This window comes from Micromonospora sp. NBC_01405, assembly GCF_045040155.1.
Classification (GTDB): domain Bacteria; phylum Actinomycetota; class Actinomycetes; order Mycobacteriales; family Micromonosporaceae; genus Micromonospora.
Window position 1 is genome coordinate 1,487,654 of the sequence record NZ_CP109532.1, and the last position, 15,030, is coordinate 1,502,683.

Below are 15,030 nucleotides of genomic sequence, written 5' to 3' on the forward strand. Positions count from 1 at the left end.
GACGTCGCGGAGGCCGTTCATGCGGCGAAGTCCTCCCCCATGATCGGCCGGATCTCCATCGGTTCGCCCAGCACCTCGACCATCCGCGAGACGATCTCGACGGCGCGCTCCTGACTGGCCACATCGATCACCGCAAAACTGGCCAGGACCTCCTTGAGCTCGACGAACGGGCCGTCGGTCGCCACCGGCCCGGCCGGGGTCCTGCGGACCGTGGTGCTGACGGCCGGATGCCCGAGACCCTCGCTGCTGACGAACTCCCCGGTCTCGATCAGCTCCTGTTCGAACCGCTGGTACCCGGCGAACGCGGCCAGCGCCTCCTCGGACGGCGTATCGGCGGTGGCGGCGTCCCACGCGGCGGCCGGCGTGTAGCTGAGCAGCAGATACTTCATGGTCATCCTCGTGTTCGTGGGCCTCGGATCACGCTACGCCGGTGGCCGAACGGCGCAGGGAGAGGGCGACGACCGTCGTCCAGGTGAAGGCGACCAGACCGTTGGCTTCGTCCTGGCTGGCTGGGTGTTCGCCGCTACCTCGTGGCCGCACCGGGCACTTTGACACGCAAGGAATGTGACGTGGGCCACAACATATCGGCGTCACGGGATGTCAAAGCCGGGGTGCGGCCTCCGAGGTACCGGCAAGCACCCACCGAGGAGGACACGATGTCTGAGAACACCCAGCCGAGCGCCGAACTGACCGCCCTGGACCGCCTGGTCGGCACCTGGACGGTGACCGGCGGCGCCGAGGGAACCGTGCGGTACGAGTGGATGACCGGCGGCTTCTTCCTGCTCCAGCACGTGGAGCTGACCCAGTTCGGCCAGCCGGTCACCGGGCTGGAGGTCATCGGCCACCTGCACCCGTTCGGCGAGCCGATCGGCGCGGACGTGGTGTCGCGGTTCTACGACGCGGCCGGCAACACCCTCGACTACGTCTACGAGCTCGTCGGCGACAAGCTCGTCATCTGGGGCGGCGCGAAGGGCAGCCCGGCCTACTACGAGGGCACGTTCAGCGCCGACGACACCACGGTCACCGGCGAGTGGGTCTACCCGGGCGGGGGCGGATACGCGTCCACGATGACCCGAAGCTGAGCCCGGACAGCCACCGACCCCGAGCTCCCCGAGGCGACGCCCCTCGCGCCTCGGGGAGTCGCCGCCTCCGGCCGTCTCGTCCTCTCCGCTTCACCGGACAGGGCGGCTCCGTGATCGCCGATAGGTTGCAGCCCATGGGCAGAATCCTCTCGGTCAACCTGGCTGTGCCGGAGCGCAGCACCGCGAAGCGGGTCGGCATCACCGGCATCAACAAGCGGCCGGTGGACGGGCCCGTAACGGTCCGCGCTCCCGGACCGAAGACCACCGGGCTGCACAGTGGCCTGGTGGGCGACCAGATCTTCGACATCGAGCACCATGGCGGTGACGACCAGGCCGTGTACGCGTACGCCCGGGAGGACTACGACTGGTGGGAGGCCCAACTTGACCGGGTACTGCCTGGCGGCGTCTTCGGCGAGAACCTGACCACGGTGGGCGTCGACGTGAACGATGCGGTGATCGGCGAGACGTGGCTCATCGGCGACAGCCTCGTGCTGCAGCCGACGTTCGGGCGTATCCCGTGCGCCACGTTCCAAGCCAAGATGGCTGAGCCGCAGTGGGTGAAGACGTTCACCCGTGAGAATCGGCCTGGTGCCTACTTGCGCGTCCTAGAGCCGGGAGATGTTCAAGCGGGAGACCCGGTGACCGTGGTGCACAAGCCGTCCCACGGCGTGACGATTTCGGGTGTCTTCCGCGCATACTGACCGAGCCAGAGTTGCTGCCCGCGCTGGTGGAGATCGAGGGCCTACCTAACGAACTGCGGCACTCACTGCGCCGCCGCCTGAAGAGTTAAGCCCCGCTAAGAGCTGAGCCCTGCCGGACGCGGCCCGCGTCACGGTCACGGTCACGGTCACGGTCGGCGGCGCGCCCCCGGCCACGGTCACCCTCGACACGTCGAACGCCGGCACCACCCGGATACCGCCGGAACCGAAAGCGGGGTCGCACCGTCCGAAGACGGCTCGGCCACGCCGAGCAGGTTCACAGGGCCGACTACGACCGTCGCGGCCGGCTTCGGCCCTCTACGCTGACTCGGCAGCGCCAACACCACAGGCACGACAAAACCACGGCCTTACCCGCCAGGCCAAGCTGCTCTGGGATGCTTGCCGGGTCGCCGTAGCCACCTCGTCGCGGCACCGATCTCGGCCACCTACAGGCCTCTCGGGGGTGGGTCCAGGGCCTCGGCAAAGTCGTGAGGGTCTCCGGCTTGGCAGGTCCCAGGGGATACGTGCGCTACCGACATCGTCGGCCCCTGCCGGGTCGGTCTTCGCCGGATTGGTCTTCGCCGGATCGGCCCTGTCGGCGAGCCGGTCGAGGATGGTGATGGTGTGCGCGGCCGGGGTGTGCGCCGTCGGGTCGGTCCACCCACCGTCGGGTCGGTCCACCCTCTGTCGGGTCCTTTGGAGCTGCCCCGTTTGTGCTACCGATGGAGCGGGCGCGTAAACGGGGCAGCTCCAAAGGGGCCGACAGGCAGGTCCCCGACTGGATGCCGGGAGGCAATCGGCCGGCCGCCTCCCGGACCGCCCGATGCGCGGCGCGGGGTGGCATGGGGGCGGCGACCTCCCGGGCATTCGCGGGAGCGGAGACAGAGACAGCGCAGGACCGGCGAGACCGTGGCCAAGGTCCTGGCCCTGGCCTGGCCCTGGCCAGGATCTCGGATCATCCTCAAGGAGCGGAACAGGAATCCCGGAGGGTGGATGAACTTCGGGGAATCGGCGCCCCGCGACTTTGCCGGGGCCCTGGGGGCGGGTCCGGCCTGACCTGCCGGGTGTTCCGCCGCGCGGGTTCGCTTATCCGTCGGCAGAGTGCACGACGGAGCGCCGGCCCGGTTCGGCCGGCGCTCCCTATGACGCGCTGTTCAGAGCGTGGTTTCGCCGTTGAGGCCGAAGAAGTCGTGCCATTTGGTGCTGGCTGTGAAGGTGGTGCCGGTGGAGAGGGAGACGTAGATGTCGTTGGTGTTGCCTTTGGTGAAGACGATGATGTCGTCTTTGCCGTCGCCGTTGGCGTCGGCGAGGTAGGGGAACTCGCCACCCAGGCAGAAGAAGTCGTTCCATTTGATGGTGGTTCCGAGGAAGGTGCTGCCGTTGGAGATGGCGGCGTACACGTCTGCGTCGGTGTTGCAGGTGAAGGTCACGATGTCGTCTTTGCCGTCGCCGTTGATGTCGCCTACTCGTGGTTGTTCGGTGCCGACGGCGAACAGGTCGTGCCATTTTTGTGGCTGGCCGAAGCCGGTGCCGGTGTTGTTGGCGAGTGCGACGATCACGTCTGCGGCTGAGGCGGGTCCCTGGGTGAAGGTGATGATGTCGTCTTTGCCGTCGCCGTTGACGTCGCCGACTGCTGGGTGTTCGCCGGGGATGGAGAAGTATTCGTGCCATTTCATGCCTGGGCCGAAGGAGGTTCCGGTGGATAGTGCCACGTAGACGTCGGCTGCGGCGTCGTGGGTGAAGGTGATGATGTCGTCTTTGCCGTCGCCGTTGACGTCGCCGACTGCTGGTACTTCGGTGTTGGGTGCGAACCAGTCGTGCCATTTGGTGGAGTTGGTGAAGGTGGTGCCGGTGGAGAGGGAGATGTAGACGTCGGCGAGGGTGCCGTGGGTGAACGCCACGATGTCGTCCTTGCCGTCGCCGTTGAAGTCTCCGGAGAGCAGGGTCTCGCCGTTGAGGCCGAAGAAGTCGTTCCACTTCACGGAGGTGCCGGCGAAGGATGATCCGGTCGACGAGGAGACGTAGACGTCGTTGAGCGAGCCCTGGGTGAACGCGACCACGTCGTCGCGGCCGTCACCGGTGAAGTCCGTCGGCGAACCGGCGAGGTACTTGGATCCGGTTCCCACGCCGCCCTGGTTCACCAGCGAGATGTAGTAGTTCCAGTTCCAGTTGGGTCCGGGGTCCGTGTGGTTGTTGCCGGGGATCTCGTTGTGGCCCTTGATGGCGGTGCGGTTCTTCGGGAGGCCGTACTTGTCGCACAGGTAGCGGGTCAGCGCCGCCGACGACCGGTACATCGCGTCGGTGAACCACGCCGGGTTGTCCACGTACCCCTCGTGCTCGATCCCCACCCCGTACCCGTTGCCGGAACGGGCGTGGTAGGCCGTGTCGCCCTCGCGCACCATCTGGGTGATCTCGCCGTTGCTCGACTTGATCACGTAGTGCGCGCTCACGCCGGACGACGGGTTCTGGAACCAGCTGATCGTGCCCGCGTACGAGCCCTGGGTGACGTGCAGGACGACGGTGGTGATCCGGCTGGACCGGCCCGCGCCGTAATTCGCGCCGTTGGCCGCGACCCACCGCGCCGGGCCATACTCCGGCACGGCCGCGGCGAGGGCGTTCGACGGCGCGGTGCCGGCGGGCGCCACCGCCGCGTAACGACCGCGCTCCGGCTCGACCCGGTTCGGCCGCACCGCGACCGGACCGGCGATGCCCTGCTGCAACAGGTCGTAGACGTGGTCGGCGTACAGCCGCGCGGTGGCGTCGTTGACCGCCCCGCCGTACGTGGCCACGACCGGGTACCAGGCGGTGACCCGGTCGCGGTCGGCGGCCGTCAGGCCCTGCCCGTCGGCGAGGTCACGCAGGACGGCGGCACCGCCCCGGATGTTCGCCGAGGTGGTCGACTTGAGGTTCGCGATCGACTCGCCGGTCAACGTGGCCGCGCGTTCGAGGCTGTGCCTGGTGGGGTTGCTCACCAGGTGCATCACGCCGTAACCGTTGGCCTGGCTCGGCTTGCCGTCGTGCGAGTCGAGCCGGGACTCGCCGTACCCGACAGCGACCAGCAGGTCCCGGGGCACGTCGAACTCACGCGCCGCGCGGTCGAAGGCGGTGTCCGCCGTGCTACGGGTCGGAGCGGCGGAGACCGGCGCGGGCGGGCTGGCGATGGTGCCGGCGAGCGCCGCAGCGATCAGGGTGACGGCACCTCGGCGCCAACGGGGCCATGTTCCTGTCATCGGGGCCTCCAGTTCGCGGGTCACAGGGTCGCCTCGCCGTTGAGACCGAAATAGTCGTGCCACTTGACGCCGGCGGCGAACCCGGTGCCGGTCGAGAGCCCCACGTAGATGTCGTTGGTGTTGCCCTTGGTGAAGACGACGATGTCGTCCTTGCCGTCGCCGTTGACATCGCCGAGGTAGGGGAACTCGCCACCCAGGCAGAAGAAGTCGTTCCACTTCACGGTGGTCCCGACGAAGGCGCTGCCGTTGGACACGGCGGCGTACACATCGGCGTTGGCGTCACAGGTGAAGGTCACGATGTCGGCCTTGCCGTCGCCGTTGATGTCACCGACGCGGGGCAGCTCCGCGCCGACGGCGAACAGGTCGTGCCACTTCTGCGCGCCGCCGAAGGACGTGCCGGTCGACCGGGCGACGATCACGTCGGCGGCGGCACCCTGGGTGAAGGTGATGATGTCGGCCTTGCGGTCACCGTCGATGTCCGCCACCACCGGGTACTCGCCGAAGGGGCTGAAGAACTCGTGCCACTTCAGGCCCGGGCCGAAGGAGGTGCCGGTGGACAGCGCCACGTAGACGTCGCCAGCCTGGTTGTGGGTGAACGCCACGATGTCGGCCCTGCCGTCGCCGTTGACATCGCCGACCGCGCCGATCTCCGCCCCCGGGGCGAACCAGTCGTGCCACTTCTGGCCGCCGCCGAAGGACGAGCCGTTCGACAACGCCACGTAGACATCGCCGGTGTTGCTGTGCGCGAAGGTCACGATGTCGTCCTTGCCGTCACCATTCACGTCGCCGCTCGACGCGGTCTCGCCGCCGATGGAGAAAAAGTCGTTCCATCGCACGGAGGTGCCGGCGAACGCGGCGCCGGTGGAGCTGCCGACGTAGACGTCCGCCAGGGCGTTCTGGGTGAAGGCGAGCACGTCGTCGCGGCCGTCGCCGGTGACGTCGGTCGACGATCCGCCGGCGATGGCGTGCGTGCGGGTGGCCTCGGTGAGCAGGCTCCGAGCCTTCGCCGCGACCTGGTCGTAGCGGTCCGGGAAGCCGGAGCGTTGCACGCACTGGGCGACCTGTCCTGCGGTGAAGCCGGGATTGTTGCGGTCGCAGACGATCGCCCGGGTGACGTACTGCGTGCTTGCGTAGACCGGGTCCATGATCTGCTCCGGCGTGCCCCACCCGTAGTCCCAGCGCTGCTGGAACACCCCGAGCGAGGACTTGTCCCCGCAGGGCAGATTGTTCATGTGCGACTCGACCCAGCCCGCCTCGAAGGCGGAGAGCAGCACCTTGTCGTTGGCATTGTGGGCACGGGCCACCCGGTACACGATCAGGGTGACCGCGGGGTCGTGGTTGGCGGGGACCGACGAGCAGGCCAGGGTCCCCATCGGGACCGCCTGCACTGGCGCGCCCACGACAACGGCCGCCACGGCCATGCACAGGGCGAGAGGTACCGCCAGTAGTTTTGTCTTCACGATGCTCCTCACGAGAGAACGGCACGTGGGGTTGGGGGTTTGCGTTGACGGCCGCGACGACGGCAGGGACGGCAAGAAATCGATTGCTGAAAGTCTGGCCAGCATTTTGATGGCTGTCAATACCTGCGGAAAGTGTTGCCACGTCGGCGCGACAGTGGTGGGAGAATCCGCCACGGATCAGGCCATCCCGCCCGTCGTGGCCGATGGGCCGGGGCGTCGCGGTGGCGGCGTCGGTCGCACGCCGGGCGGTGCTGACCCTCAGCCCGGAAATCGATTCCACCACGTATAGGATCGCGGACGGTCCCAGGATGAGTCCACCGCGCCCGGTCCGGATCAGGTGGGAAGCCTTGTCGCGGCGGGCGGTCCCTGCGCGAAGATTGACTCGGGGGTGCCGGATGACAACCATCTACGATGTGGCCCGCAGGGCTCGGGTCTCACCTGCCACCGTCTCCCGGGTGCTGAACGGCCGTGCCTCCGTCGACCCGGAGCTGGCCGCCCGGGTTCGGCAGGCGACACAGGAACTCGAGTACCGCCCCAACGCCGTAGCCCGGAGCCTGCGTCGGAGCCAGACCAGCCTGTGGGCCGCCATCATCTCCGACATCGGCAACCCCTTCTTCACCTCGATGGTCCGAGGCGTCGAGGACGTGGCGCAGGAGGCGGGCTTCTCCGTCGTCCTGTGCAACGGCGACGAGAACCCCGAGAAGGAGGCGAGTTACGTCGCGGCGGCGCTCGCCGAACGGATGGCGGGGGTCATCATCTCGCCGTCGGGCCGACCGACTTTGATCAAAAGCCTGGTCGAGGCGGGCATCCCGGTCGTCGTCATCGACCGGCAACCTCGCGGCATCGCGGTGGACACGGTGCTCGTCGACAACACCCACGGCGCGGAGTTGGCCACCACGCACCTGATCGACAACGGATACCGCCGCATCGCCTGCATCACCGGCCCCCGTCGGATCTCCACCGCCGTCCAGCGGCTGCGGGGCTACCAGCGGGCGTTGAGACTGCGCGACCGACCCGTCTCCGAGCAGCTGATCCGACACGCCGACTTCCGCAAGGACGGCGGGTACCAGGCAATGTCGTCGCTGCTGGACGCGAGCGAGCCGCCGGACGCGGTCTTCGTCGCCAACAACCTGATGACCATCGGTGCGGTGGAGTGCCTGGTCGACCGCAACGTCGACGTGCCCGCCCGGTGCGGCATCGTCGGCTTCGACGAGATCCCGTGGGCGCACCTGGTCCGCCCGTCGCTGAGCACCGTGGCCCAGCCCACCTACGACCTCGGCCGGGCGGCCGCCGTGATGCTCACCGAACGCATCGCCGATCCGGCGAAGGCGCCCTCCACCGTCGTCCTCCCCACCGAGCTGCGGGTTCGGGACAGTTCGAGCCGTCCGGCTGGGCCCCGGCAAGTATGCTCCGGGGCCCGGCGTACGGCGGAGGACGCGACGTCGGGGTGAGCGGCGTCGCGCCCCGCTGATCAGATCCGGACGTCACCGCACAGGTGCACCCGCATACCGAGCTCGGCGAAGAGCGCGGCCTTGACCCGCAGCGCCCGGTCGGCGGTGGCCGCGTCCGGCGCGTAGACCACGTTGAGGTGGTTGGCCTTGTGCCGGGCCATCAACTGGTCGCGACCGACTCCGTGCAGCACCGCGTGCATGATGGGCCACTGCGGGGTGGTGGCGTCGAGCCGCCGCCGGGTCTCCGCCTCGGGCAGTTCGACCACCGTTCCCCGGCCGAGATCCACGTGCAGCACGCCGTCCATGACGAAGACCCGGGACCACACGATCTCGCCGGGCTTCGACACGCCGCTCAGGGTGCCGCCACCGAGCGGGAAGTACATCGGCGGCTGACGCATGCTGTAGGACCGGTCGTAGCCCCCGTTGTGGGACGCCGGCACCGAGCCGGAAATCTCGAAGACCCAGACGAAGTCGTCGCCGTACCGCTCCCCCCACCGGATGTCGTGCAGCGTCGTGGCCGGGTCCAGCCCCATCGCCGTCCAGATCCGGTTGGTGACCAGGGAATCGACGGCAACGCCCTCGTCGACCTCGTTGAAGTGCGGCAGCGCCGCGCCCGCGTACAGCTCGCGGGAGCCGTCACGACTGCGCACCGGGGGCCGTTGCACGTTGTTGAGCAGCCCTTCGGCGATGTCGCTGGCCGGGACGACGTCCTTGAGACCCTGCTGGTACTGGATGCCCACCGCGTCGAGGCCGAAGTCGTCGGCGATCCGCAAAGCCGCGACATACATCTTGAACTGGGTGAGCAACTGCGCCTCGGTCAGCTCGGTGGCCTCGTCATCGCCGGTGTGGAAGGTCATGCCGGCCTCGTCGAGCCAGGCCCGTACCGCTTGCGCCTCCGCGTCGGGCACCTGTGCCATCTCCGCCACCAGGGCGCTCTGCGACAGTCGCTCCTTGAAGATGCCCATCGGGTTGAGCAACTCGTCGTCGATGATGGCGTTGTACATGCCCATGCAGCCCTCGTCGAAGACACCGATGATGGCCCGCTCGGCGACGAGCTGCCGGGCGAGGGCGACGCCGAGGGCGACCTCCGGGTCAGGGGACAACGCCGGCAGGTCCCGTACGTGGCTCTCGTCGTGCGTCAGCTCGCCGGCCTCCAGCCAGGTGCTCAGCCCGTCACGGGCCCACGCGTCGGTGAAGTCCTCGCTCCACAAAGCCGAGTAGCGCACCCCCGCCTTGGTCAGGCTGCCGGCGAGGTTGAGCAGGCCGACCAGACCGGGGAACTCGCCACTCCAGTTGGCCACCAGCAGGATCGGCCCGCGGTGCCGCCGCAGGCCGGCCAGCACGTGGTGGCTGTACTGCCAGACCGCCTCGACCACGATGAGCGGGGCGTCCAGCGGGATCGTCTTGAAGACCTCGATCCCGGCGCGCTGGCTGTCGATGAACCCGTGACCGGTGGCCGGGTCGGCCGGGTGGCCGCGCTCGACCCGCCATCCCAGTGCTGTCACCGCGGCGGCGAGGTCGTCCTCAAGCTTGCGCTGGGTCGGCCAGCAGGTGACGTTCGCGCTGGGCCGCAGGTCACCGCTGGCAACCGTGTAGACGGTACGCGGGGCGGCGACCGGCGGCTCCACCAGCACGGGCATGGCGTACGTGTTCACAGGGTGACTCCCTCGGCTGACTCTTCGGGTGCGGGGTGGTGCGGCACCGGTACGCGGCGCTGCCGGGCGTGCAGCGCGTGCGCGACCGACAGTGAGCCGGCATACAGCTCGTGGTACAGCTGGTACAACTCGTCGTAGTCTGCCGCCAACTCGACGCGCGGATTCCGGGTCTCCATGATCGGGTTCCAGGCGTCGATGGAGACCTCGTGTTCGATGCCGGCAGCCAGGAAGGCCGCGCCGTAGCTGGCTCCGATGGTCTGCGTCGGAATCTGCTGGGCGCGGCCGGTGATGTCCGAGACGATCTGGGTCCACAGCGCGCCCTGGGTGCCGCCACCGACGGCGACGACACGCCGCACGTCGCCCCCGGCCGCCTCCATCGTCTCGATGTTGTGTCGCACTGCCAGACCTGTCGCCTCCAGGGCTGCCCGGTAGAGGTCGCCGCTGTCGTGCGACAGGGTCAGACCCGCGATGACGCCACGGGCGTGCGGATCGAGAATCGGCGTCCGCTCGCCGGCGAAGTACGGCAGCATCAGCAGCCCCCGAGCCCCGGGCCCGGAACGCTCGGCGCGGTCGAGCAGCTCGGGATAGCCGGGAGCCTCGAAGAGGTCGTGCAGCCAACCGGTGATCGCGCCGGAGGTCGCCATGCCCCCGGCCAGGTTGCGGGTGCCGGGCAGGGCGCCGACCGTGCCCCACAACGCCGGGCTGGTCAGCCGGTGCGGGACCGTGTGCACCAGGAACATCGTGGTGCCGTACATCAGCATGAGATCGCCGACGTCCTGCGCGCCGACGCTGATCGCCTCCGACCAGGCATCGATGGTCCCGGTGATGACGGGAACGCCGCGCGGCAGACCCGTCGCGGCGGCGGCCTCGGCGGTCACCGTGCCGGCGGTGTCTCCCGGCCAGCGCAGGGGCGGCAGTGACAGCTCAGCAGCGATCAGGTCGGCCCACGGCCGGTGCCACTGCTGCGAGTCGGTGTCGTAGAGCGGGGTGCACTGGCTGGCCGAGTGGTGGTCGAGCAGGTACTGGCCGGTGAGCTGGTACGCCAGCCACGAGCTGGGCATGAAGAGCCGGCGGGCGCGGGCGAACACCTCGGGTTCGGCGTCGGCGACCCAGGCGAGCTTCGGTCCCACCGCCTGGCTGGACAACGCCGAGCCGCAGCGCCGCAGGATCTCGTCGGGGCCGAGGAGGTCGTTCAGCCGGTCGATCTGCCGGGTGGCCCGGGTGTCTACGCCGTACAGGATCGCCGGCCGCAGCGGGTTGCCATCGGCGTCGGTGAGCAGGACGCACGGGCCCATGCCGCTGACCCCGACCGCCACGGCCCGCACGTCGTCCGGGGCCAGCAGGTCCCGGGCGAGGTCGACGAACTCCTGCCACCAGAGCCGTCCGTCCATCTCCACCCAGTCCGGCCGCGGACGGTCGACCCGGTGGGTCAGCGTGCGCGAGCGGACCACCCGCCCGTCGAGGTCGACGATGACGCCCTTGCTGCTGGAGGTACCGATGTCCACACCGAGCACGACCGGTGTCCTGATGCCGGCGGAGCCGGTCGTCGAATGCTGGATCAAGCCCTCTCCCGCTGCTTTCCGTCGCTGCGACCTGGCCGACCGACGCCCTCCGCGCCACCGCCGGCCCGCCTCGCCGCGCCCGCGCACCCGGCCGACCGTGATCGGCCGGCTACGCGGGCGCGGCCGTCGTCGGTCAGGCGCCGCCGAGCTTGGCGTACGCCTCGGCGGCGTTCTCCTTGGTGATCTGCATGGTGTCGAGCGTCGTCGAGCGTGGGACGTCCTTCGCGCAGTCGACCAGGAGCCGCTTGGCCAGGTCCACCGCCTCGCGACCGCCCGTGGCGTACTGGAAGGTCGCGGCGAGCCGGCCCTGATCGACGGCCTTGATCCCGCCGGAGGGCACCGGAAGCGCGTCGATGCCGGTGAACTTGATCTTCGTCTCGACCCCGGCAGCCTTGGCCGCGAGGTAGGCGCCCTCGGCCATCGGGTCGTTGTGCGCGTAGATGGCCGCCACATCCGGGTGTGCCTTGAGCAGCGCGTCGGCCACCGACTGCCCCTTCTCGCGCAGCCAGTCACCGGGCTGCGAGGCGACGATCTCGATCTTCGGGTTGCTCGCGATGCCCTCGCGGAAGCCCTTCGCGCGCTCCGCCGCGGGCGTGGCACCCGGCAGGCCCGCGATCTCGATCACCTTGCCACCCTGGGGCAGCAGCGTCTTGGCGTAGTACTCGCCGGCGGACCGGCCGATCGCGACGTTGTCGCCACCGATGAAGGCCGTGTACCCCTCCCCCTCGACCTTGCGGTCCAGCACGATCACCGGGATCCCCTGGTCGTACGCCCGCTTGACCACGGCGGTCAGCGGCTTCGCCTCGTTCGGCGAGATGATCAGCAAGTTGATCTTCTGGGTGAGGAAGTTCTCGACGTCGGCGACCTGCTTGCTGTTGTCCTGCGCCGCGTCGGCGACGACGACTTTGAAGCCGGGAACGGCCTTCGCCGCCGTCTCCACGTCGTTGTTCATCACCTGCCGGTAGGGCTCGGCGTTGTTGGCCTGCGACATGCCGATCAGGAACTCCTTGCCGGAGCCGCAGTTCGCGGCGCCGCCGGAGCCGGCCTGGTCGGACTTCTTCTCCACGCTGCACCCCGCGGCGGCGACGAGCGCGCCGGTGGCCAGCAGGACGATAAGGGCGGAACGTTTACGCACGGGAGGACCCTCCGGTTGTCGAATCGGTCAGGCGACGCTGCGCCGCAGCTTCTGCAGGGCTGCCGCGGCCACGATCACCAGGCCCTTGATCAGCAGTTGCACGTTGGCGTCGATGTTGTTGAGTGCGAGGATGTTGTTGAGGATGCCGAGCAGCAGTGCGCCGGCGAGGGTCCCGCTCATCGAGCCGGACCCACCGGCCAGGCTGGTGCCACCGATCACCACCGCGGCGATGGCGTCCAGCTCGTATCCGGCCCCGTCGTTGGGGCTGCCCTGATTGAGCTGCCCCGCGTGCACGATGCCGGCCACCGCCGCGAGGAGTCCGGCGATGGCGAACACCGCGACCTTGACCCGGGTGACCGGGACGCCCGAGAGCCGGGCTGCCTTCTCGTTGCCGCCGATCGCGTAGACGTGCCGGGCGAACGCGGTCTTGCGCAACACGACGGTCGCGGCGACGCCGACGGCGATGAAGAGCACCGCCGGCACCGGGATCACCCCGTTGATCGAGCCGTTGAGGATCTCGAAGGCGGGTGGGGCCTCCTTCGGCCCGTCGCCGTAGGCGATGGGAATACCGAGCCCACCGGACCAGATCCGGGCCAGGCCCCGGGCCACCTGGAGGCCGGCGAGTGTCACGATGAACGACTGGATGCCCAACCGCGCGGTCGCGTATCCCTGCACCGCGCCGAACACCGCGCCGATCACCAGCACCACGGCGATCGCCGGCAGAATGCCCAGACCGGAGTCGACCATGAGGGTGGCCGTACCGACGGCCGAGAGCCCGAGGATCGCCCCGACCGAGAGGTCGATGCCGCCCAGCAGGATCACGAAGGTCATGCCGACCGCGATGATGCCGATCTCCGACACCGCGCGCACGATGTTGCCGAGGTTGCCGGTGGACAGGAAGAGGACCTCACCGTTGCGGCTGGGCGAGGCGACGATGGCCAGCGCGAAGACGACCAGCAACGCGAAGAAGCTCTGTGCGGCGAAGAGGCGGTCGACCAGCTCCCGCCGGCTGCGCGGGCGACGGAACCACCGTCGTACGCTCTCGCCCACGCCGCCGGTGACGGGCGGCCCCTTGACCCCGGTGGGCTCCGGCGTTGACACACCCGTGCCGGTCATCGTGCTTCCCTTCCGGCGGGAGTGCCGCCCATCGCCGCCGTGAGGATGTCCTCGCCGGTGCAGCAGTCCGTCTTGAGGTCGGCCACCGAGCGCCCCCGGCGAAGCACCACCACCCGGTCGCAGACACCGAGCAGCTCGGGCAGTTCCGAGGAGGCGAGCAGGATGCCCATCCCGTCGTCGGCGAGGCGGCGCAGCAACCGGTAGATCTCGGCCTTCGCCCCGACGTCGACCCCGCGGGTCGGCTCGTCCAGCAGCAGCAGCCGCGGCTCGGCGAGCAGTTGCCGGGCGAAGACGACCTTCTGCTGGTTGCCGCCGGAGAGCGCACCGACCGGCGCCACCGGCGAGGGCGTCTTGATCGAAAGTTCGGCGATCTTCTGCCGCACCGCGGCACGCTCCCGTCGCCGTCGCACCACCCCCGCCGTCGTCACCGTGCGCAGGGCCGTCAGCACGATGCTGCGGCTGACGGGGTGTCCGAGGACGAGCGCGGCTCCCCGCCGGTCCTCGGGCACGAAGCCGACCCCGGCCCGCAGTGCCGCCCGAGGGCTGCGCGGAGCATAGGGGCGGCCGGCCAGCAGGACGGTCCCGGCGCGTCGACCTTTCGGTCCGGCGCCGAAAAGGGTCTCCAACAGTTCAGTGCGGCCGGCCCCCATCAGGCCGGCCAGGCCGACGATCTCACCCGGGCGCACGGTGAGGGACACGGCGGCTGGCTCCGAGCGACCGGGCCGGCGGCTCCTGGGCCGTACGGTAAGACCGTCGATCGCCAGCAGCGGTGCCTGGCCCGCATCGTCCATGCCGGCTTCTGCGCCGGTGTCGCCCCCGTCGACCGGCTGAGGGCCGATGCCCGGGTGGGGATGCACGCCCGCGGCGAACAGCGACTCGCCCGCCCGGCCCACCATCATCGAGATGACCTGCCCACGATCGACCTCACCGGGCCGGGCGATGCCGGCGACGGCTCCGTTGCGTAGGACCGTCACGCGGTCGGCGACGACCTCGATCTCCTCCATCCGGTGGGAGATGTAGACGATGCCCACGCCCCGCGCCCGCAGGCTGTCGATGGTGGCGAAGAGCCGCTGCACCTCGGCGTCGGCGAGCGCCGCCGTCGGCTCGTCCATGATCAGCACCCGGGCGTCGAGCGAGAGCGCCCGGGCGATCTCGACCAGCTGCTGCTCGCCGACGCGCAGCGAGCCGACCGGGCGGCGCGGGTCGATGTCGGCGCCGAGCTGGCCGAGCTGTTCCCGGGCGGTGCGGACAACGGCGCGCCGGTCGAGCGTGCGCAGCCAGGTGCGGGGTTCGCGTCCCAGGACCAGGTTCTCGGCCACCGACAGCGCGGGCACCAGGTCGAGCTCCTGGTGGATGGTCGCGATCCCGGCCGCCTGCGCGGCGGCCGGGCCCGCGAACCGCACCGGTGTCCCGCCGACGGCCACCTCGCCCTGGTAGTCGGTGATGACGCCGGAGAGGACGTTGATCAGGGTCGACTTGCCCGCCCCGTTCTCGCCGAGCAACGCGTGCACCTCACCCGCCCGCACCTCGAAGTCGACCCCGTCCAGGGCGACCACGCCGCCGAACCGCTTGGTGACGCCGGCCATGGTGACGACCGCGTGATTGCCCACGACACCCCCCTTTGAATCGATTTCCAGAGCG

The 15,030-nt window shown here is 69.7% G+C and carries 10 protein-coding genes and 1 pseudogene; 3 read left to right on the forward strand and 8 right to left on the reverse strand.

All coding sequences use genetic code 11. From position 1 onward, the window contains the following. Positions 1-17 precede the first annotated feature (17 nt). Positions 18-395 (reverse strand): YciI family protein, encoded by a 378-nt coding sequence (locus OG559_RS05850; protein ID WP_405113221.1) that lies wholly within the window; start codon positions 393-395, stop codon positions 18-20. Positions 396-656: 261 nt separating this feature from the next. Between OG559_RS05850 and OG559_RS05855 the strand changes: the two genes are divergently transcribed. Together OG559_RS05855 and OG559_RS05860 are read left to right on the forward strand one after the other, a co-directional pair. Further along, a complete protein-coding gene (locus tag OG559_RS05855) occupies positions 657-1,082 on the forward strand; it encodes a hypothetical protein (RefSeq protein WP_405113223.1) in 426 nt (141 codons plus the stop codon). 134 nt (positions 1,083-1,216) lie between these two features. Then, positions 1,217-1,872, forward strand: a pseudogene (locus tag OG559_RS05860) (MOSC domain-containing protein). 1,062 nt (positions 1,873-2,934) lie between these two features. On the opposite strand, the gene OG559_RS05865 reads toward OG559_RS05860, so the two are convergent. Both OG559_RS05865 and OG559_RS05870 read right to left on the reverse strand, forming a co-directional pair. After that, complete coding sequence (locus tag OG559_RS05865; protein ID WP_405113225.1) at positions 2,935-5,010, reverse strand: N-acetylmuramoyl-L-alanine amidase; 2,076 nt, start codon at positions 5,008-5,010, stop codon at positions 2,935-2,937. A 20-nt stretch (positions 5,011-5,030) separates the two neighbouring features. After that, positions 5,031-6,383: an FG-GAP repeat domain-containing protein gene (locus OG559_RS05870; protein ID WP_405113227.1), complete on the reverse strand. Its 1,353-nt coding sequence runs from the start codon at positions 6,381-6,383 to the stop codon at positions 5,031-5,033. A gap of 482 nt (positions 6,384-6,865) precedes the next feature. On the opposite strand from OG559_RS05870, the gene OG559_RS05875 reads away from it, so the two are divergent. After that, positions 6,866-7,921, forward strand: coding sequence for a LacI family DNA-binding transcriptional regulator (locus OG559_RS05875; RefSeq protein WP_405113229.1), 1,056 nt, complete (start codon positions 6,866-6,868; stop codon positions 7,919-7,921). Positions 7,922-7,941: 20 nt separating this feature from the next. Here OG559_RS05875 and OG559_RS05880 read toward each other — a convergent pair whose 3' ends face one another. The 5 genes from OG559_RS05880 to OG559_RS05900 form a co-directional block, all read right to left on the reverse strand. Next, a complete protein-coding gene (locus OG559_RS05880; RefSeq protein ID WP_405113231.1) occupies positions 7,942-9,576 on the reverse strand; it encodes a fucose isomerase in 1,635 nt (544 codons plus the stop codon). Beyond that, entirely contained in the window at positions 9,573-11,138 is a 1,566-nt protein-coding gene (locus OG559_RS05885; RefSeq protein ID WP_405113233.1) for an FGGY-family carbohydrate kinase, read from the reverse strand. Before OG559_RS05885 ends, OG559_RS05880 begins: the two co-directional genes overlap by 4 nt. Positions 11,139-11,271: 133 nt before the next feature. Continuing rightward, positions 11,272-12,273, reverse strand: a complete 1,002-nt coding sequence (locus OG559_RS05890; protein WP_405113235.1) for a substrate-binding domain-containing protein — start codon at positions 12,271-12,273, stop codon at positions 11,272-11,274. Positions 12,274-12,300: 27 nt separating this feature from the next. Continuing rightward, positions 12,301-13,389, reverse strand: coding sequence for an ABC transporter permease (locus OG559_RS05895; protein ID WP_405098100.1), 1,089 nt, complete (start codon positions 13,387-13,389; stop codon positions 12,301-12,303). Next, a complete protein-coding gene (locus OG559_RS05900; protein ID WP_405113237.1) occupies positions 13,386-14,999 on the reverse strand; it encodes a sugar ABC transporter ATP-binding protein in 1,614 nt (537 codons plus the stop codon). Before OG559_RS05900 ends, OG559_RS05895 begins: the two co-directional genes overlap by 4 nt. Positions 15,000-15,030 lie beyond the last annotated feature (31 nt).